Below are 20873 nucleotides of genomic sequence, written 5' to 3' on the forward strand. Positions count from 1 at the left end.
AAGCAGTTCTTCCCTGCCGCCTAATCGTCACCGGCCGGTTAGGCAACAAGGTTTGCCGGCGCAGCCGGTCACTCGGTCCACATGGCCGCCCCGTTCCATGCGGACGGCCGCGCCGGCACGCCATCGAGCACGGCGCCGTTGGTGGCGATCACCTCGCGATAGAAATAGGCGCTGTCCTTGAGCGTGCGCTCCTGGGTCGCAAAGTTCACATGCACGATGCCGAAGCGCTTGGAGAAGCCGTGCGCCCATTCCAGGTTGTCGAGCAGCGACCAGGCGCAGTAGCCGCGCACGTCCACGCCCTTCCGGATCACCTCGTGGATCGCGCGCAGATGCTTCTGATAATAGTCCACGCGCAGCGGGTCGTGCACCCGCCCTCCTTCGGCCACCGGCGGATCGAAAAACGCCGCGCCGTTCTCGGTGATGTACAGCGGCGGATTGCCGTAACGCGCAGCGACCCATTCGAGCGTGTCGCTCAGGCCCTTGGCGTACACCTCCCAGCCGGTTTCCGTGTAGGTGGCCTGCGGCTGGCGCACCGCCACCGCCCTGAGCGGATACGCTGTCGCTTCGTCGCGCGTGACGCTGCGCGTGTAGTAATTGACGCCGATGAAGTCGAGCCGCTGGCGGATCAAATCAAAATCTTCGGCCGGCCACTCGGGCCAGGCGTCGCCGTACACGTCCTTCATCTTCTCGGGATAGCGTCCGAAAAACACCGGATCGAGGAATTGCCCGTTCATGTAGGCGTGGCCGCGCGCGGCGGCCTCCTGGTCGGCCACGCTGTCGCTGGCCGGATACTTGGGTTCCAGATTGACCACCAGCCCGATCTCGTGCTTGCCCACCTCGCGGTAAACCTTGACCGCCGCGCCATGCGCGCGCATCAGGTTGTGCGCCGCGATGGGCGCCTCGAAGCGGTTGTGGTGCCCCGGCGCCAGGGTGCCGTTCAGGTAGCCGCCGTCGGACACCACCCACGGTTCGTTCAGCGTGGCCCACGACGTGACGCGGTCGTCGAGCCGGTCGAACATCACGCGCGCATAGTCGGCGAACCAGTCGGCGATGTCGCGATTGAGCCAGCCACCCTGGTTATCCAGCGCTTCCGGCAGGTCCCAGTGGAACAGCGTGGCCATGGGCTTGATGCCCTGCGCCAGCAAGCGGTCCACCAGTTCGTCGTAGAAACCGATCCCGATGGGGTTGACCGCGCCACGCCCCGACGGCATGACGCGGCTCCACGAGATACTGAAGCGGTAAGCCTGCAGGCCGATCTCGCGCATCAGCGCCACATCCTGCGCGGAGCGGCGGTAATGGTCGCAGGCCACGTCGCCCGTGTCGCCATCGCGGATATTGCCCGGCGAATGCGCAAAGCGCTGCCAGATGCTCGGCCCCGCACCATCGGCCAGCGGCGAGCCTTCGATCTGGTAGGCCGACGTCGATGCGCCCCACAGGAAGTGCTTGGGAAATACAATTGCGTTCGTCATGGTTTTCCCTTGGTGGTCTTGACTGCGATGAAAATGGTGGCCGGTAGCGCGGCAACGCGCAGTTCGCCCCCGCGCCAGCGCGCGGCCTTGCCGTTGATGGTGGTGTGCGCCGCACGCCAGCGCGCATCCGGCGCACGCAGAATCAAGCCGCCGGGCGGCACCTGCATGCTACCTGCAATCGTCATGCTGACGCCGTCCGCTTGCGCCTTCATCGTGTAATCGAGCGGGCCGTGGGCGGTGCGCAGTCCGCGCACGCCAACGCCGGGGCCATCGAGCCACGCCGCCGGGATACCGTCAGCGACGATCAGCGACTGGTCCGATTCGCGTTCATAGGCAAACAGGTCGAGCGCGGAACGGATGAAGTCCGACGAAATCCAGCCATGCGGCATATCGCCCACAAAGCGCGGCTCGCGCGCGTCACGTCCGACCACTTCGGCCCACTGGTTCCACGCGGCCGGGCGGCGGTCGCGCATGAAAAAATCGAGCAGTTCGTGCGCGCGATCGCGCCATCCCAGCCGCACAAAGGCGGCCACGTTGCGCAATTCATACGGGGTGTAGTCCGTCCACTCGCGCCGCCCGTCCCGCCGTGCCACCGCCTCAAGCCAGTAGCGCTCGAAGGTCCCGTGCAGCAGGTCTTGCGGCAGGCGCTGTTGCAACCCGCCCGGCGAGAGCGCGATGGTGGTCGATGTGGGATCGAAGTCGCCCAGTTCCGCCGCGCCGGCAAGGTAGCCGATGCCGTGCGTGCTGGCGGTCAGGCGCAGGGACGCCATTAGCTCGCGCTCGAACTGATCGCCCTGCGCGCGCAAGCCCGCGGCGTCGGCGGGCTTGCCCAGCACCGTGGCGAGCATGGCGGCGTCGCGGTAGCCGCGCAAGCCCCAGAAATTATCCCAGTTCGAATGCATCGGCTTGGCCGAATACCCTTCGTGGCTGATCGACGCCGGCAGCAAGCCATGCAGCATGCGGCGCGCCGGCGCACGATTGGCCGCGCCGCGTTCCGACTGGCGCTGCTGTTCCATGTAGGCCGCCGCTGCCTTCACGCGCGGCCAGAGCCGCTCCACCAGGGTGCGGTCATGCGCGTAGCGCCACAACTGCGCCACCAGAAAAATGAACTCGCCCTGGCTGTCGTTTTCGGGCACCGGATCGGACCCGCGCCGGTCCACGCAGCAGGGAATTTTCCCGTTCGCGAACTGGTACGGGGCGAACCAGTTGGCGTAGTCGCGCGCGACGCTGTCGTTCCCGAGCCGCAGCAGTGCTTCTGACATCATGGCGCCGTCGCGGATCCAGGAACGCGCATACGAACGCGTGCCCGGCATCAGCGCCGCGCCGTCGCGCGTCATCAGCATGTGGGCCAGCGACGAGCGCAAGGTGTCCACCAGCGGCTGCGCCGGGGGCGGAACGCTGATCGAAACATGGTTGAGGCGCGCGCGCCACTGGCCCGCGACTTCCTCCTGCATCGCCGTCAGCCACTGCTCCGGTATGACGCCGGTCAGTTGGGGAGCAACCGGCTGGCCGTTGAGCGGCAAGGCAAGACCAAATACCGCCTTCGCTCCGGGCGCCAGCGTTACGTCATATGCCAGCGCGCCGGAGGCGAACCCGGCTTGGTCGCTTACCTGCCGCACCGCGCTCCAGCCGTCGCCATTCAAGCGCGCCGGAATCGCGGCGTTGTCGAACGAGGATACGCCGGCCAATGCAGGCGCGACAAGGCTCCACACGCGGGTGGCGCCATCGACGGCAAAGCTGTCGCCATGCCACGCGAGCGCGCGTATCGGGCTCACGCCGGGCGGCGTGTTCAAAAACTGCATCGGCGGATTGACCTGCAAAGGGCGCAGCGCAAGTACCAGCCGCAGCGAGATCGCCGCCGGTGACGTATTGGCCAGGTCGTAGCGTGCAATGAGCTGGGAACTGGATGACGTACCTTGCGCAAAAGCGGTGGTGCGCAGCTGCCAGCGCCGCGTCGCCCAGGTGACCGACGGTATCGGCAGGTAGCCATCCTGGAGCGACTGCGACATCGTCACATCGGCCCACGTGGCAAGCTTTCCATCCTCGACCACAAAAGGCTCGATCGTGAATCCGGCGCGCGCCGCCTCAATGGCGCCATCTTCCGAGATCAGCCCCGTCTCGCGGCCGCCATCGACACCGAGCACGGTCCAGTAATTCTGTTGCCCCGACATCCCGCGCGGGTAGTGTCCGGGCGGCGCATCCTTCGCCAGCGCCTGGAAGAAGCTATTCGCCGACGCGCCGTACGCCAGGTCCTTCAGTTCGATCCGCTCCAGCCGATGCCGGTGCGCCCCCGCGTCGTGCATCGTCACGCGCACATAGCGTGTCTCCGACTCGCCCAGCAGCAGCGGATCGGCGCCCCCCGTGCCATCGATCACCTTGCGCACCGTGCGCCAGGCGCTGCCGTCGTTCGAGAACGCCACATCGTAGCGTGCGGCGTGCAGCCCGTCGGCCCAGTGCAGCACCATGCCGCCGAATTCGCGCGGTACGCCATAGTCCACCGTGATCGCGCCTGGCGTGGTGGAGATGACCGGTTCCGGCGGCGGACCGGCGGGCGCGATGGCGCGCATGCGCAGGTCGTCGATGTAGACCGATCCGCGCCCTCCATCGCGCCCGGCGCTGACCACCAGTTCCATCTGTTCCGTGCGGCGCAGCGTGCGGTCCTTGATCGGGCCCCAGGCGAAATCGATATGGCGTTTTTTGAAGGTGACCTTCTGCCATTCGCGCGACATGGCAAAGTTCGGCCGGTTGACCCACCACACGTTGTCGCCGCTTGCGCCGACCAGTTTCATTTCGAAGTTATTGACCGGCGCATCGGCACGCAGCCAGAACGAGATCGCATAGTCGCCGTCGAACTCGAGCGGCAGCGCACGCCGCGCGGCGGCGTAGCCGGCGGCGCTGCCGAAGTCGAAATCGAAGCGCATGCCCCGCCCCTGCACGCCGGGCGCCGCCGATGCGGCCGCGCTCACGCCATCCGACACCACGGTCTTCCACGCGAGCGGCTGCTCGAAGTCGTCCAGGATGCGCTCCTGCGCCTGGGCGCTCATCATCGTGCACACCAGCAGCGGCCACAGTCTCATCCCTTTACGCTCCCCACCAGCAGGCCCTGAATGTAGTAGCGCTGCAAAACCAGGAACAGCAGCAGCACCGGCAGGATGGTGAGCACCGACCCGGCCATCATCATTTCGTTATCCTGCACATGCTCGCGCGAGAGGGACGCCAGCGCCACCGGCAGCGTGTACAGGTCCTTGTCGGTGAGGACAATCAGCGGCCACATGAAGTCGTTCCAGCTGCCCAGGAAACTGAAGATCGCCAAGGTCACCAGAATCGGTGCCAGCAGCGGCAGCACGATCGAGCGGAAGATGCGGAACTCGCTGGCCCCATCGAGCCGCGCCGCCTCCAGCAGCGCGTCCGGAATGGTGAGCGCGTACTGGCGCACCAAAAAAATGCCGAAGATGCTGGCCGCCGCCGGCACCAGCACCCCGATGTAGGTATTTACGAGGCCCATCTGCTTCATGATCAAAAACAGCGGCAGCATCGCGACCTGCCCCGGAATCACCAATGCGCCCAGCAGCAGCTTGAAGATGCGCTCGCGTCCCGCAAAGCGCAGCTTGGCGAACGCATAGCCCGCGCCCACGTTGAACGCCAGCGACAGCATGGTGGCGGCCAGTGCCAGCATCAGGCTGTTGAGGAAATAGCGCCCGATGCCGACCTGCGAAAACAGCTCCATGTAATTGGCCAGCGTCGCCTGGCGCGGCAGGAGCGGCGGCGGAAAGTGGCTCGCCTCGCCAGGCGCCATGAACGACACGGACGTCATCCACAGCAGCGGAAACATGGCCACCAGCGCGCACAGTGCCAGCATGGCGTTCACGAACACGCGCCGGGGCACGGTACTGGTGCGCGCGCTCATTCTTCCAGCCCGCGCCCGGCCACACGCATCTGCAGCATGGTCACGCCGAACATCAGCAGGAACAGGATGAAGGCAACCGCCGTGGCGCTGCCCAGGTTCCACCACTTGAAGCCCTGCTCGTACATGAAGTACAACACGCTGACGGTGCTTTGCAGCGGCCCGCCTTCGGTCATCATGTATGGCTCGGCGAACAGCTGGAAGTAGCCGGCCATGGTCAGGATGCTGACCATGAACATGGTCGGCGCCAGCGCCGGCAAGGTGATATGGCGCAGCATGGCGACGCTGCGCGCGCCATCGAGTTCGGCCGCCTCGTACAGGTCGCCCGGTATGCTTTGCAGGCCGGCCAGGAAGATGATCATGTTGTAGCCGAAGTTCTTCCAGACGGCGAACAGGATAATCGACGGCATTGCGAAGCGCGGATCGCCCAGCCAGTCGACCGGGGCCAGCCCCACCAGATCGAGCCCGTAATTGATGAAGCCATAGCGCGAGTGGTACAGGTAGCGCCAGATGACGGCGACGGCGACCATCGACGTCACCACCGGCGCGAAGAACGCGGTGCGAAACAGCGGCTTGAACCACGCCAGCCGTGAATTGAGCAGCAGCGCCGCGCCGAGCGAGGCGGCGATCGAAAGCGGCACGCCGACCACCACAAAGAACAGCGTGTTACCCAGCGCTTTCCAGAACAGCGGCGTTTGCAGCAGCTCCGCATAGTTGGCCAGGCCGATGAAGCGCAGGTTCTTGAGGTCCGCCAGCGCGTACAGGTCGAAGTCGGTCATGCTCATCGCCAGCGCGGCCAGCACCGGAACGAAGAAAAACACACCGATCACCAGCAGCGGCGGCCCCACCATCCACCACGCGGCGCGGCCGGTCTTCATGCCCGGCCCCGCTGATCGAGCATCCAGCGGCGTTTTTCCAGAATGCGGTCGGTGCGGGCGTCGAGTTCCGTCACGGCCTGCTCGATCGTCATGCGCCCCGCCACCAGCGCTTCGGTCACGATGCGCATTTCGGTGCCGATGCGCTCCCATTCCGGCACCTTGGGCGGCGACTTGGCGCGTTCGAGCTGCTCGCGGAACGCGGCCGAATACGGGTCGTCCTGCAGTGCCGGATCATTCCACGCGCTGCGGCGCGGCGGCAGGTTGCCGGTCATCTGGTAAAAACGGCGCTGCACGGCGGGCTGCGACAGGTATTCGACCACCTTCCACGCCTCTTCCTTGTGCTGCGACGCCTTGAACACCACCAGGCTGGCGCCGCCGGCCACCGACGCACCGGCGCCGCGCGGTCCCGGCAGCGGCGCCGTCATCCATGTGTGCTGCTTCTCAGGCGGCAGGCGGCGTTTGAATTCGCCGATATTCCACGGGCCTGAGATATAGAACGCGAAAAAGCCCTTTGCGAATTCGTCCCATACGTTCGAAATCGCCGTGGCCGACAGGCGCGGCGCCAGACCGTTCATGAACAGGTCGAGGTAGAACTGCAGCGTTGCGCGAAAATCGGCGTGGCGAAAGTCGCCGAAGCGCCCTCCTTCGCGCAGCAGCGGCGCCTCCTGTTGCAGCGCCAGTGAAAGCAGCTGCTCGTATTCATTGAGCGGCAGCAGCACACCGTAGTTTTGCGGGCTGCGCTGCTTCACCGCCCGCATCGCTTCGGTCCATTCGGCCCAGCTGACGGGCGCCTTGGCGAAGCCGGCGTCAAGCAGCAAGTCCTTGCGGTAGTAGATCAGGCGCGTGTCCACATACCAGGGCACGCCGAATAGCTGGGCGTCGATCTGGTTCGAGGCCCAGATGCCGGGAAAATAGTCGGCGCTAGTTACGCCGTCGGGCCGGTCGATCCGGTCGCCCAGCGGCTCGATCGCGCCCAGTGCCGCGAACTGCGGTATCCACGTGTTCCCCAGCTGGCACAGGTCGGGCGTGACGTCGCCCGCGAAGGCGGTGAGCAGCTTTTCCTGCGCCGACAGCCAGGGCAGCTGCTGTACCTTGATGCGGATGCCGGGGTTGGCGCGCTCGAAGTCGGCCAGCAGCTCCTTGACCACCTCGCCCTCGCGCCCCATGGCCCACAGGCGCAGCTCCACCGGGCCGCCGCTGCGCCGCTCGCAGCCGGCCAGCAGCAGCGCCAGCGCCGAACCGGCAACCCAGTGGCGCCGCCGCAAATTCATGGCTTGGCCTCGCTCTCCAGCCACCCGCCGGTAAAGCCCGCGCGGCGCAAGCCGGTGCGGATCACCGGATTGCCGCGCATGACGCGCCAGACCGATTCGTCGCGGTGGTTGGCGATCATGGCCAGGATCGGGCCCTGATCGATACCCAGGTAGTCGGTGTCGATCCAGCCGAAGCCGGGCACGCGCCGTCCGTTGGCCAGCTTGATGCCGAAGTCGAAGCTCGGATTGAAGGCGTCGAGGAAGCCGTATTTGCCGTAGATCTGCTTGCCGTAACGCGCGTGCATGTCGGTAATCGCCGCAATGGCGATCTCCGGCGCGAACGCGATCGACGCCGCCGCGCCCGTCGGGGCGATGGTGCAATCGTCGGCATGTTCCTTGCCCATGCCCCGCCCCGCATAGCTGCGGAACTTGCGCCTGACGCCACCGTCGGTGATGGTCGCATCGGCAGGGCCGTCGCTGGCCGTCACGCCCCACAGTTTGGCGCCGTAACCCTTGCAGCCGAGCGGATTGGCGATTGCGTAGGCCTGCTGCGCGTAGGTGGCGCGCCGGCTGTTTTCAAAGTAATCGATGCCGCGCTTGCGCATATAAGCATCCTGGATGCCGCGGAAATCGATCCACACGTGCGAATACTGGTGTCCGAAGTGCGAGGCGAACCCCAGGTGCTCCTGGCCCCACGAGGTGCCCCATGTCTTGTCGTAGGTACTGGTCCACTCGTCCCACGCCTTCGGGTCGACCGGATGGGTCGGCGACGCCAGCGCCAGCACGTACACCAGCATCGCCTCGTTGTAGCCGCGCCAGTCGTACGGCAGCATGCCGGTTTCCGGATGCCAGCCGAGGACAATGGCGGGCGGGCGCGCCTGGGCCCACTGCCAGTCGATGCGCCGATACAGTTCGTCGGCCAGGCGGCGGATTTCCGTCTCCTGCTTGTCGGCGCCATCAAAATACGACTGCACGTGCAGCACGCCGGCAATGAGCAAGGCCGTATCGACCGTCGAGAGCTCCGAGTTGGAGCTGCGCGCGCCGGTTTTCATGTCCAGGAAGTGGTAGAAAAAGCCCTTGTAGCCGCTCATGCCCTGCGCCTGCTTGCCTTGCGGCGCATTGCGGAAAAAGCGCAGGGTGGTCAGCACGCGTTCGCGCGCCTGCGCCCGCGTGATGTAGCCACGCTCGATGCCGATCGGGTACGCCGTCAGGCCGAAACCGACCGCCGCGATACTGGAAAACGACGGCGACGGATAGCGGTCCGGCACCAGACCGTTGGCCGGATTGGCGGTCTCCCAGAAAAAGCGGAAGGTGCGTTCGGACAGGTCGTCCAGCAGCGCGGCCGCCGGACCGGTGCTGGCCGGCGCCGCTTCGGCCGGCGCCAGCGGCATCGTCGCGATGGCGCCAACCAGCGCCGCCATCGGCATCAAGCGTTTTCTCATCTACTTCCCTTATTAAAATGCGTAGCGCGCGCTCAGTTTGACCGTGCGCATCGGGCCGCCAACCTCGCCCGGCGTTCCCAGCTTGACGTTGTCGCCGCCAAGATAGTTCGGATTGTTGGTGGTCGGTCCACCGCCCCAGGCGTCGTAGCCGGCGTAGTTAATCGTGTTGAACACGTTCAGAACGTCGAGCCGCAGCGAGACCTTGCCGAAACCGACCCCGATATCCTTGGCCATGGCCAGGTCCACTTCACGGAACGAGCCGCCATCGCCCTTGCGCGACACGCAGGAATTGAAGCCCTTCGAGCAGTCGGTAATGCGGTACGGCAGGCCGCTGCCCAGCGTGAGTTTGGACGAGAGCATGATCCCGAACGGGAGCAGGCGGTCGCTCATCCCCGCCATCACCAGGCGGTGGCGCTCGACGTTGGTCGACGGATTCCACGCATTGGCATAGCGCCCGTAGGTCCAGTTGAAAAGATCGTTGGTCCACTCCTTGTTGGTGGTCTCGCCTTTGGAATAGGTGTAGGTGGCGGCCAGGCCCCAGCCGGACGTGGTCGAAAACGGCTTGTCGCCCTTCAGGTAGGCCGACGAGGTTTTTGCCTGCGAGATGAAGTCGCCCAGGATCAGGGTGCCGTAACCGGGCACGGAGCTGAACATCGGATCGGTCGGACTGGCATTGCCCCAGCCGCCGTTGACGTCGCGGTTTCCGCCGAACCAGTTGAACTGGTTGCGGCTGCGCGACACTGTCGCACCGGCTTCGGTATTCCACGCGCCCAGCGCCTGGCGCACGCCAATGCTGAACTGGTCGGTGTACGGCAGTTCGTGTTCGCTGCGGATCAGCCAGATTTCGCCGCCTGGCTGCGCATTCTTTTGCAGTTCGTCCAGCGCCGCGTTGGCGATGGTGCGGTCGTAGGCGCGCCCGGCGCCGGCGAAGATGACGGTATTACTGTTGCCGAAAACGTCGTACGACATGCCCACGCGCGGTTGCCATGCATCCTTGAACGACTTGCGGTTCGAACCGGTGCTGATGTAGTCGCCGATCGTCACGCCCCCCTTGGCCAGCGACTGCGCATAGGTCTGGCCCGCAGGCGCGCCCGCGCGCGGGTCCTGCTTGCCGAACACGCCCGCGCGGTCGGCTGGCGTGACGTAGCTGTCGTTGAGCATATTCGTCTCGTAATCCCAGCGCAGGCCGACATTGAGTTCGAGCTGCTTGGTCACTTTCCAGTCGTCCTGCAGATAGATGCCGTACTGGCGGTCGACGTAGCTCACACCGGTGGGCGCCAGGGCTGGAAAAATCTCAAACGCGCGCGGCACGCCGGTCACGTTGTCGATCATCTCGCGCCGGATGTCGATGCTGCGCGAAGTGCCATACAGATCGAAGTCGACCTTCTTGACCTTGGCCCCGCCCTTGATCGTGTGGCCGGCCAACCCCGTCCAGGTCAGGCTGTCGCTGAACGACAGCCCTTTCTGCATGCGGTCCTGGGAGTCCGGCGAGCCGCCGGTAAACAGCACATCGACCACGTTCTTGGTCTCGTTGCTCGGCGAGACCACGTATTTGACGTAGGGCGTCGACTGCGCGGCGCTGGGATTCCAGTGAAATTTTTCGTAGCCGATGCGCGCTTCGTTAAGGAAATCGCCGCGTGTGAATTCGTGTTTCAGGTCGAAGCGCGTTTCGTCGTTCTTGCGGTCCTTCTCGTTACCCGGCACCGACAGCTTGAAGTCTTCCGGCACCAGGTCGTTCTCGCGCCGGATGCGGGTGGACAGTTCGATCAGGTGGTCTTCGCCGATACGCGTGGTGAGCTTGCCGAGCACCAGGTCTTCCTTGAACTTCGAGGTGGCCGATCCGGCCTGCGCCAGCAGGGACGGCACGATGCCGGCGTTCGGCAGCAAGTCCTGGCGCTGCGCGACGACCTGGCGCGGCGTGTCGATCCGTTTGCCTTCGTAGGCGACGAAATAATGCATCACGTCTTCCCTGATCGGCCCACCGAGCGTTGCGCCGTACTGCTTCTGGGAGTAGCGCGGGCGGTCCACGCCCTCTTCCTTCCGCTTCTTCTGGAACGGATCGTATGCAGTCAGGTTGGCGCCGGTGCGGTCGAAAAACACATCGCCATGTAGCTGGTTGGTGCCCGACTTGGTGATCGCCGTGATCGCGGTGGAGCTGACCTGATCGAATTCGGCCTTGTAGTTTTGCGAAACCACCTTGTACTCGGCCACCGCCGACTGCGGGAACGGGTTGCCGCGCGACGAGTTGAGCCCGGACATGCCGCCGCGCAGAATGTAGTTTTTCTGCCCGACGCCATCGATGAAGACGTTCACGTTATCCGGGTTCTGCGAACCGCCCTGCAGGGAGCCGTAGCCGGTCTTGGCCTCTACGTCGAAGCGCACGCCCGGCGCCAGGTCGGCAAAGGCGAGGAAGTTGCGCGACACCTGAGGCAGGCTTTCGATCTGCGCGCGCGACACGCTGGTGCCCACTTCCGAGGTCTTGACGTCACGCCGCGCGGCCGACCCCAAAATGACCACCTGCGCCATATTCGCCGGATCGGCCGCACCCACCGACAGGTCGAGCGAGGCGGTCTGGCCGATCGCGAGCGTGAGCTTTTCCGTGGTCTGGCCACCGACCTTGATCGCATACTCGCCCGGCGGCAGGCCGGTGAGCACATAGCTGCCGTCGGCGGCGGTGGTGGTGCGGTAGTTGTAGCCGGTGGCCGTGTTGCTGGCGACGACCAGCGTGGCCGGCGCCGCGGGCGCGCCGCTCTGCGTGATTTGTCCCTTGATGGTGGCGCTGCTTAACTGCGCCTGCGCCGGCGGGGCGGCCAGCATGGCCACCGCCGACAGTCCCACCAATGCCCGGCGCAGTTCGCGCACGCCTGCTTTCATCTTCATGCGTTTCTCCAGTTGTATTTATTCTTTAATGTTGTTATCCGCGCCGCCCTGCGCATGCGCGCCGCACGAGCGCCGCACCACCAGTTCCGTCTGCACCACCTGCACGGTTTTCTTCGTTCCCTGCGGGTTTTCGATTTCAAAGGCCAGGCATTCGAGCGCGCGGCTGCCCATTTCGGTGATCCGTACCCGCACGGTGGTCAGCGGCGGCGCGACGAAACGCGCCGTCGGCACATCGTCGAAGCCGACCAGCGCGATATCGCGCGGCACCACCAGACCGCCCTCGCCCAGCGCGAACAGACAGCCGATCGCCATCATGTCGTTGGCGGCGAATACCGCGTCCGGCAGGCGTTTCAGGGCGCGCAGCTGCTGGCCCGCGCGGTAGCCCGATTCCTCGCCGAAGTCGCCGCGCAGCACGTCCGGCTCGAACGCCGGCACGCCGGGCAGCAGGCGCGCCATGGTCTCGCGAAAGCCGCGCAGGCGCTCCTGCGACTCGAAGTTGTCCGCCGGCCCGGCGATCATGACAATGCTGCGGTGCCCCATCTCGACCAGGTGCTGCACCATGTCGGCCGCGCCGCCATGGTTGTCGACCGCCAGGGCCGAACAATCGTGGCCGGTGGCGCGTGTGTTGAGCAGCACGATGGGCAGGCTGTCGGCCAGGTTGTCGGCCAAAAAACCGGCGTCCACATGGGGCGACATGACGATCAGGCCATCGACCCGGCCACTCATGGCGCGCATGGCCAGTGCCGCTTCGCCGGCGTCGCCATGCGAACTCGATACCAGCAGGTGCAGGCCGCGCCGGTGCGCCGCCATGTCGATGCCGCGAATGAGCTCCGAAAAGAACTCGCCGTGCAGGTCCGGCAGCACCACGCCGATGGTCTGGGTGCGGCTGGTCGACAGGCTGCGCGCGCCGCTATGCGGGATGTAGCGCAAACTGCGCGCGGCAGCCAGCACCAGCTTGCGCGTCTCCTCGGTGACGGTGCCGCTGCCGTTCAACGCGCGCGACACCGATGCGACCGACACATTCGCCGCCCGCGCCACATCCTTGATCGTTACCGCCATAAAAACGCCACCTCGTCATTCCTCGTGCATAGAAATCCGGTAACCGATTACATTTTTATTAATGTACCGCAATCGGGCTCATCACACCGTGGTTTTTTTGTAAATTTTTCATTGAAAAAAGTATGGCGAATGGTCGAAATTTCACAGTTTCAACATCGATGTCATGTAAAATTTATCACGATGTAACCGCTTACATTGCGTCTTGCCCAATGAAAACCACCTTTCCCTGCCCATGACTCCGATTCCATTCAGCCCAGCCGCCGGCGCCCGCTTTCTCTCCAACGGTCATTTGCGGGTGCTCGTCTCGGCTGCCGGAACCGGCGCGACGGACCTCGGCGAGCATGCGCTGACGCGCTGGCAGGGCGACCCGGTGGAAGATGGCGACGGCTACTTTATCTACCTGCGTGACCTCGACAGCGGCGAGTTCTGGTCAGTCGGCGCCCAGCCCTGCACCGCAGCCGGCGCCCGCTATGGCTTCGGCAGCGACGATGGCGGCGCGTGGCTGACCTGCCGCCACCTCGGCATCGAAGCGCGGCTCGACATCGTCGTCGCGCCGGAAAGCGACGTCGAGCTGCGCACCCTGACCTTGCGTAACACCGGTACGCGGACCCGCCGCATCGAGGTCACCAGCTATCTGGAAGTGGTGCTGAACAAGCGCGAGGCCGAAGCCGCGCATCCCGCCTTTTCCAAGCTGTTCGTGCAGACCGAATCGGTTCCGGCATCCGGCGCTGTGCTGGCCCGGCGCCGTCCGCGCGGCGCCGGGGAGGAATGCATCTGGCTGGTGCATGCCGCCAGCGGGGGCGAGGAAGCCGGTATCGAGACCGACCGCAAACGCTTCATCGGGCGTGGCCGCAGCCTGGCCGCGCCAGCCGCATTGGCGACGAGCGAGCCGCTGTCTGGCACCGCCGGCAATGTGCTCGATCCCTCGTTCAGCCTGCGCCGTAACGTGACGCTGGCGCCGGACGCGAATGCCGTCATCGCCTTCACCCTGGGCGCGGCGGGCAACCGCGATGCCGCGCTGGCCTTGCTGGCGAGCGCGCCATCGCCGGAACTGGCGGCGCGCACGGCGGGCGAACGGCGCGCCGCCCTCCTGACCGCGCTGGCGCTGGACACCGAACAAGCCGCCTATGCCGAGGCGCTAGCCGCTGCCATCCTGTATGGTGAGAGCGCCCTGCGCGCCCCGGGCGACGCGCGTGTGTCCGGCGATGCCGTCCCCGACGAACTGGGCCTGCCCAAGGAACGCGTGCTGTGCGTGGTGCACGCGATCGGTGCGCGCGACCCGCACGCGCAAGCCTTGCTCGACGCGGCGCGCTACTGGGAGGCGCTGGCCCTGCCCCTGCATCTGGTGCTGGTCGGCGCAGCCGCCGACTGGCCCGGCCTGCAAGGCCCGGTCACCCTGCTCGACCCGATGCAGGTGCTGAGCGCCGACCTGGAACGCATCAGCGCGCAGGCGCGCATGGTGGTCAAGGGCGAACTGCCGGACTTCGCGCCGCGCGCCAGCATCCTGCGTCCTCCCCGTCCACCGCAGCGCAAGCACGCGCAGGACGACGCCGAACCCGCGCCGCTGCAGTTCTTCAACGGCGACGGCGGCTTCTCAAGCGACGGCAAGGAATATGTGATCCGGCTCGCCTGGGACGGCGCCACGGGCCTGTCACGCCCGCCCCTGCCCTGGACCAATGTGATCGCCAACGAGCAGGTGGGCGTACTGGTGAGTGAAACCGGCGCCGGCACCACCTGGAGCCGTAACAGCCGCGAACACCGGCTCACGCCCTGGTTCAACGATCCGGTACGCGACCCGCACGGCGAAGCGCTGTACCTGCGCGACGAGGACGACGGCAGCTGGTGGTCGCCCATGCCCGGCCCGGCGCCGGCCGCCGCCGGCTACGAAGCGGTGCACGGCTTCGGCTACACCACCTTCCGTCATGCCAGCTACGGCTTCGAGCAGGAATGCACGGTGTTCGTGCCGCGCCACGACCCGCTCAAGATCGTGCGCATCCGCTTGCGCAATACCGATGCGCGCAGCCGCACCCTGTCGCTGTTCTCGTTCCAGCAACTGGTGCTGGGCGCCACAGCGGACAGCGCGCGCCACATCTGCACCACGTGGGACGCCGGCGTGCTGCTGGCCACCAACCGCATGGCCGGCCCGTTCGCGGACGGCGTGACCTTCGCCGCCCTGGTCGCGCCGCCGGCCAGCGCCAGCTTTCACAGCGCCGACCGCGCCGCCTTCATCGGCCCCCAGGGCACCACCGCCCGTCCTGCCGCGCTGGGCGAGGCGCGCCTGGACGGGCGCACCGGCCCCGGTCTCGATCCGTGCGCCGCGTTCCAGGCGCGCCTGACCATCGCCGCGGGGGAGCAGGTCGAATTTGCCGTGCTGCTGGGCGAGACCACCTCCAGCGAAGACGCGCAGGCGCTGGTGCGGCGTTACCGCAGCGGCGCTGCGGTCGACCAGGCGCTGCTTGAGGTGCGCCAGTTCTGGCTCGACACCGTCGGCGCCATCGAAATCGCCACCCCGGTACCGGCGATCGACCTGATGGTCAACGGCTGGCTGGCCTACCAGAACCTGAGCTGCCGCATCTGGGGCCGCTCGGCCTTTTACCAGTCGGGCGGCGCATTCGGCTACCGCGACCAGTTGCAGGACGCCAGTGCCCTGATCTACACCCTGCCCGAGATGACGCGCAAGCAGATCTGCCTGCACGCCGCGCACCAGTTCGTGGAAGGCGACGTGCTGCACTGGTGGCACCCCGCCCCGTTAGAGAAAGGCATGCGCACGCGCTTTTCGGACGATCTGCTGTGGCTACCCTACATTACCGCCTTCTATCTCAAGTCCACCGGCGACTGGAGCGTGCTCGATGAAGTCGAGGGCTTCCTGAGCGCGCCGCAACTGGAAGACGGCGAAGATGAAGTATTCCTGCAGCCGCAGGCGACGGGCGTGAGCGCCGACGTGTACGAGCATTGCTGCCGCGCGCTGGACCGCTCGCTGACAAAAGGCGCGCACGGCCTGCCGCTGATGGGCACCGGCGACTGGAACGACGGCATGAGCCGGGTCGGGCGCGAAGGCCGCGGCGAGAGCGTGTGGATGGGCTTTTTCCTGTTCCGCATCATCAGCGACTTCCTGCCGGCGTGCGAAAAGCGTGGCGACAGCGCCCGCATCGATGCCTACAGCGCCTACCGCGACCATCTGGCCGGTGCGCTCAATGGCGACGGCTGGGATGGCGCATGGTACCGGCGCGCCTTTTACGACAACGGCGCGGTGATGGGGTCAAGCCAGAGCGACGAATGCCAGATCGACGCGCTGGCCCAGGCCTGGGCCGTGATCTCCGGCGCGGCGCCGGAAGAGCGCGCGCAGATGGCGCTCGACGCGATGGAAGAGCGCCTGGTGGCGGACCACGATGGCCTGATCCGCCTTCTCACGCCACCTTTTGTCCACACCGTGCAGGACCCAGGCTACATCAAGGGTTACGTGGCGGGCGTGCGCGAAAACGGCGGCCAGTACACGCACGCGGCCTGCTGGGCGGTGCGCGCGGTGGCCGAAGCGGGCCGCAACGAGCGCGCCGCGCAGCTGCTCGAAATGCTCAGCCCCATCAGCCACACGCTCACGCCGGAAGCGGTGGCGCGCTACCAGGTCGAGCCGTACGTGATCGCGGCCGACATTTACGGCGCCGAACCGCACGTGGGCCGCGGCGGCTGGACGTGGTACACCGGTTCGGCCGGCTGGGCTTACCGGGTCGCGCTCGAATCGGTGCTCGGTTTTACGCTGGTGGGCGGCGCGGCGATCCGCATCAAGCCGGTGGTGCCGGCGGCGTGGCCGCGTTTCAGCATCCGCTACCGCCTGCCGGACGGCGCCACCAGCTACCACATCGAAGTGATCAACGACGCCATCGGCGACGGCGCGCTGGTGGTGGCAGCCTCGCTCGACGGCCAGGAAGCGCCGATTGAAGGCGGAGCGGCCATGATCCCGATGAAGGCCGATGGCGCCGCGCACCGCGTGGTCATCGTGCTGCGCGCGGCCTGAGGTCACGCATGGCACAAGTACAGCTGACAGGCATTCGCAAGTCGTACGGAGCGCAGGCGGTCCTGCATGGAATCGACCTCGATATCGCCGATGGCGAGTTCGTGGTTTTTGTCGGCCCCTCCGGCTGCGGCAAGTCGACCCTGCTGCGCGCCATCTGCGGGCTGGAAGACATCGACAACGGCGATATCCTGATCGATGGCGCGCGCGTCAACGAGGTGCCGCCGGCGCAGCGCGGGCTGGCCATGGTGTTCCAGAGCTACGCGCTGTATCCGCACATGACCGTGTACGAGAACATGGCGTTTGCCCTGAAACTGGCCGGCAAGCGCAAGGCGGAGGTTGACGAAGCCGTGCGCAAGGCCGCGCACACCTTGCAGATCGAAGCGCTGCTTCAGCGCCGGCCCAAGGAACTGTCGGGCGGCCAGCGCCAGCGCGTGGCGATCGGACGCGCCATCGTGCGCCAGCCGGCCGTGTTCCTGTTCGACGAACCGCTGTCGAACCTGGACGCCTCGCTGCGGGTGCAGATGCGCATCGAACTGGCCAGGCTGCACCGCACCCTGGCCACCACCATGATCTATGTGACGCACGACCAGGTCGAGGCGATGACCCTGGCCGACCGCATCGTGGTGCTGCGCGCCGGCCGCGTGGAACAGGTGGGCGCGCCGCTGGAGCTGTATCACCGGCCCGACAACCTGTTCGTGGCGGGTTTCCTGGGTGCGCCGCCGATGAATTTTCTGCGCGGCGAAATCCGCCAGTGGAACGCGGGCCAGGCGGTGGTGGCGCTGGCCGGCGGCACGCAGCTGATGGTGTGCGTGGGCGCGCCAATGACGCCGGGTGCGCATGTCACGTTGGGAATACGGCCCGAGCACATCGTGACCGGTGCGACGGACGGCATCCCGGCGACCGTGTTCGCGGTCGAACGGCTGGGGGAAGGAACGTATCTGTACGCCAGCGTGGACGGCAGCGCCGAGCAGGTGGTGGTGCGGGCGGACCCGGATACCGCTTGGGAGGTGGGCCAGCATCTGGCACTCGGTGCGCCGCTGGCGCGTATCCATGTATTCGGCGAAAACGGCAGAAGGTGCCGGCCTTAGAGCGCCTGCCTGTCCAAACCTTCTGACGACCGCCAACAAGGATCAAACACGCCAGTGGAAGAGACGCATGATATGAGCTTACGTACGGCTAGCTCTCTGGGGTGGCTACAGCGTTGAGCGCCTCGTACGACACTGGCGCGGGCTTTCGCAAACGTGGGGCAAAGACTACTTGCCTGGGGTCCAAGCTGCCGCTATCTCCCGCACGACCCGCAACACCATCTGCTTGCTCGCATCCACGCGCTTCCCGCTACGCCACGCCATCATGACTTCCCACTCCCACAGCGGCAAGTCGGCGATATCGAGTTTGACCAGACTCCCGTCCTGCAACTGTTTCGCGACCGCCATCTCAGGCATGAATGTCAGGAAACCATGCTCCAGCACCAGCTCAAGTGCGGCACTGGCCGGCTGGATCGCATGAATCGGCATATTCGTTGTGCGATACGCATGCAGGCGTCCGATCAATTCATCGCATTGCGGGCCCCAGAATTGCGGGGCCAGCTGCGCGTTCGCGATATCGGCCAGCACGCAAGCGGGCGAGCGCGCGAGCCGATGATCGCGATGCACCACGGCGATGATGGGCGAGACGCAAATGCGTTCCAACTCGATGCCGGCAATCGCCGGGCATCGCAATACAAAGCCAAGCTGGGCACGATCGGTGAGGAGCATGTCCATGATGATCGGCGAGTGATTCGTGGTACAGCGAATTTCCATCGGCGCCTGCGCCAGGGCCAGCAGGATCGGGCCGAACAGCATGGACGCGAGCGACGGCACACACGCCAGGCCCATTTTCGGCAGTGCGGGCACGCCCTGGACCGAGCGCAATCCAAGGTCGAGCGCAGCGAGCGCGGCGCGCGCGGCCGGCAGGAACGTGACGCAGGCTTCGGTGGGGACGGCGCCACGGCGGTGCCGTCGAAACAGCTGTACACCAACCTGATCTTCCAGCGCGCCCACCCGCTGGCTCACTTGCGGCTGCGACCAGCGGCGGCGCGCGGCGGCCTGGGTAAAACTGCCGTATTCCACGATTTCAATCAGCAGACGCAGATCGTCGAAATTCAAAGACATAAAAATATCCAATATCAAACATTTAAATTAGGCATCTTCTGTCCCGTCTTGTTCTTGCCTAAGATGAAAATTCATCGATGACGTGGGAGCAGGAACATGGCAGGAACAAGCGGCGCCAGGCTGCGCGGCAAGCGCTTTATCGTGATAGACAATGTATTGGTGGTGGCCGGTTTCTATCTGGTCTTCCCCATCATCGGCCTGCATTTTGTCGATCAGCTCGGATGGGCCGCGGCGGCGGTCGGCCTGGCGCTCGGCTTGCGGCAAGTGTCGCAACAGGGGCTGGGGCTGCTCGGCGGTTCGCTCTCCGACCGGTTTGGCGCCAAGCCCATGATCGTGGGCGGCATGCTGCTGCGGGCAGCCGGTTTTGCGGTACTTGCCTACGCCAGCAGCCCGGCCCACCTGTTCGTTTCCTGCATCCTGTCCGGGCTGGGCGGAAGCCTGTTCGAACCTGCGCGCGGGGCGCTGGTCGTCAAACTGACCCGTCCGGCCGAGCGCAGCCGCTTCTACGCGCTGCTGATGATGCTCGAAAGCGCGGCGGCCGTGCTGGGAGCGCTGCTCGGCACGTTCCTGCTCGGTCTGGATTTTTATTGGGTCGCGATGGGCGGCTGCGCGGTGTTTTTGCTGGCGGCGCTGGTCAATGCGCTGGCGCTGCCCGCCTACCGGGTCGCCGTTCCCGGCACGGCTGCGCTGGCGGCGATCCGGGTTCCGCTGGCCGACAAGCCATTCCTGACCTTGGTGCTGACCCTGAGCGGTTACTACGTTTTGCAGGTCCAGCTGATGCTGCTGCTGCCGGTGCTGCTGACGCACGTGACCGGGACCACCAAGGCCGTGGCCTGGATGTACAGCATGGATGCGCTGCTCGCCGTGCTGCTGCTCTATCCCATGGCACGCCTGGGCGAACGCTACCTGAGCGAAGAGGCACGCCTGCTGCTCGGAATCGGCGTGATGACGGCCAGCCTTGCGGCCATGACGCTGGTATCGGGCACGATCGGCGTGTTTGGCGTGTTGGGGCTGTTCTTTGTCGGCGGCCTGATCGCCGAGCCCGCGCGCGAGGCCATCGTGGCGCGCTATGCGCAGGTGCGGGCGCGCGCCAGCTACATCGGGCTGAGCAGGATCGGACTGGCGCTGGGCGGTCTGCTTGGCTACGTCGGGGGCGGATATCTGCTTGACGCGGGCAAGGCGCTGGGCCTGCCGGGCCTGCCCTGGATGGTGCTGTGCGCGGTCGGCTGCCTTACCCTGGCCGCACTGGCGCACCAGTTCTTCCGCGCCGCCTCCTGGCAGCGCGCGCGTGCTTGATTGCCCCTGGCGCATCAGTCCTGCGCGCCGGGCTCGAGCACGCCCAGCAGGCGCGACAGGGCGGCGTCGAGCGCGGCCAGGTCGGCCGCCGCGGTCGAGCCCAATAGGCGATGCTGGTTCGCTACATGGGCCGTCACGGCGCGGTCGATCAGATCCAGGCCATCCGCTGTCAGTTGCACCAGCACGCTGCGCGCATCGTCGCCATGGGGCACGCGCAGTACCAGGCCGCGCGTTTCCAGGCCCTTCAGGCGGTGCGTCATTGTGCCCGAGGTAATCATCAGGCTGGAGAACAGGGCCGTCGGCGCCATCCGGTAGGGTGTTCCGGAACGCTTCAGCGTGGCCAGCACGTCGAATTCCCAGCTGGTCATCCCGTAGGCGGAAAACACTTCGTCCTGCCTGCGCTGCAATAACGCGGCGCAACGCTTGATGCGCCCGATGGTGCCCATCGGACCGCAATCGAGATCGGGCCGCTCCCGGCCCCACTGTGCAAGGATCGCGTCGACCGCGTCCGGCGCTCGCTCAGTATCCATAAC

At 66.1% G+C, this 20873-nt stretch carries 13 protein-coding genes; 3 read left to right on the forward strand and 10 right to left on the reverse strand.

Annotated elements, in window-relative coordinates; genetic code table 11:
- Positions 1-68: 68 nt before the first annotated feature.
- The 8 genes from RBA40_RS31660 to RBA40_RS31695 are packed head-to-tail and all read right to left on the reverse strand — an operon-like array spanning position 69 to position 12882.
- Positions 69-1469, reverse strand: a complete 1401-nt coding sequence (locus RBA40_RS31660; RefSeq protein ID WP_306652741.1) for a GH1 family beta-glucosidase — start codon at positions 1467-1469, stop codon at positions 69-71.
- Complete coding sequence (locus RBA40_RS31665; RefSeq protein ID WP_306652743.1) at positions 1466-4546, reverse strand: discoidin domain-containing protein; 3081 nt, start codon at positions 4544-4546, stop codon at positions 1466-1468. Before RBA40_RS31665 ends, RBA40_RS31660 begins: the two co-directional genes overlap by 4 nt.
- Complete coding sequence (locus tag RBA40_RS31670; RefSeq protein ID WP_306652744.1) at positions 4543-5376, reverse strand: carbohydrate ABC transporter permease; 834 nt, start codon at positions 5374-5376, stop codon at positions 4543-4545. Before RBA40_RS31670 ends, RBA40_RS31665 begins: the two co-directional genes overlap by 4 nt.
- On the reverse strand, positions 5373-6251 hold the full coding sequence (locus RBA40_RS31675) for a carbohydrate ABC transporter permease (RefSeq protein WP_306652746.1): 879 nt from the start codon (positions 6249-6251) through the stop codon (positions 5373-5375). The genes RBA40_RS31670 and RBA40_RS31675 overlap by 4 nt, the downstream gene beginning before the upstream one ends.
- Complete coding sequence (locus RBA40_RS31680; RefSeq protein ID WP_306652748.1) at positions 6248-7522, reverse strand: sugar ABC transporter substrate-binding protein; 1275 nt, start codon at positions 7520-7522, stop codon at positions 6248-6250. Before RBA40_RS31680 ends, RBA40_RS31675 begins: the two co-directional genes overlap by 4 nt.
- Positions 7519-8943 (reverse strand): glucoamylase family protein, encoded by a 1425-nt coding sequence (locus RBA40_RS31685; RefSeq protein ID WP_306652749.1) that lies wholly within the window; start codon positions 8941-8943, stop codon positions 7519-7521. Before RBA40_RS31685 ends, RBA40_RS31680 begins: the two co-directional genes overlap by 4 nt.
- 12 nt (positions 8944-8955) lie before the next feature.
- On the reverse strand, positions 8956-11823 hold the full coding sequence (locus RBA40_RS31690) for a TonB-dependent receptor (protein ID WP_306652750.1): 2868 nt from the start codon (positions 11821-11823) through the stop codon (positions 8956-8958).
- Between the two features lie 18 nt (positions 11824-11841).
- A complete protein-coding gene (locus tag RBA40_RS31695; protein ID WP_099877586.1) occupies positions 11842-12882 on the reverse strand; it encodes a LacI family DNA-binding transcriptional regulator in 1041 nt (346 codons plus the stop codon).
- Positions 12883-13114: 232 nt separating this feature from the next.
- On the opposite strand from RBA40_RS31695, the gene RBA40_RS31700 reads away from it, so the two are divergent.
- Positions 13115-16894, forward strand: coding sequence for a GH36-type glycosyl hydrolase domain-containing protein (locus RBA40_RS31700; RefSeq protein ID WP_306652753.1), 3780 nt, complete (start codon positions 13115-13117; stop codon positions 16892-16894).
- Positions 16895-16902: 8 nt separating this feature from the next.
- On the forward strand, positions 16903-17982 hold the full coding sequence (locus RBA40_RS31705) for an ABC transporter ATP-binding protein (protein ID WP_306652755.1): 1080 nt from the start codon (positions 16903-16905) through the stop codon (positions 17980-17982).
- Between the two features lie 165 nt (positions 17983-18147).
- Here RBA40_RS31705 and RBA40_RS31710 read toward each other — a convergent pair whose 3' ends face one another.
- Positions 18148-19044 carry a LysR family transcriptional regulator gene (locus RBA40_RS31710; protein ID WP_306652757.1) on the reverse strand — a complete coding sequence of 299 codons (897 nt, stop codon included), beginning with the start codon at positions 19042-19044 and terminating at the stop codon, positions 18148-18150.
- Between the two features lie 96 nt (positions 19045-19140).
- Here RBA40_RS31710 and mdtH point away from each other — a divergent pair, with 96 nt between their 5' ends.
- On the forward strand, positions 19141-20340 hold the full coding sequence (mdtH, locus tag RBA40_RS31715) for a multidrug efflux MFS transporter MdtH (RefSeq protein WP_306652759.1): 1200 nt from the start codon (positions 19141-19143) through the stop codon (positions 20338-20340).
- A gap of 14 nt (positions 20341-20354) precedes the next feature.
- Here the strand turns inward: mdtH and RBA40_RS31720 are convergent, their stop codons facing one another.
- Positions 20355-20870 (reverse strand): MarR family winged helix-turn-helix transcriptional regulator, encoded by a 516-nt coding sequence (locus RBA40_RS31720; protein WP_306652760.1) that lies wholly within the window; start codon positions 20868-20870, stop codon positions 20355-20357.
- Positions 20871-20873 lie beyond the last annotated feature (3 nt).

The organism is Massilia pseudoviolaceinigra, assembly GCF_030846505.1.
In the GTDB taxonomy this organism is placed as follows: domain Bacteria; phylum Pseudomonadota; class Gammaproteobacteria; order Burkholderiales; family Burkholderiaceae_D; genus Telluria_A; species Telluria_A violaceinigra.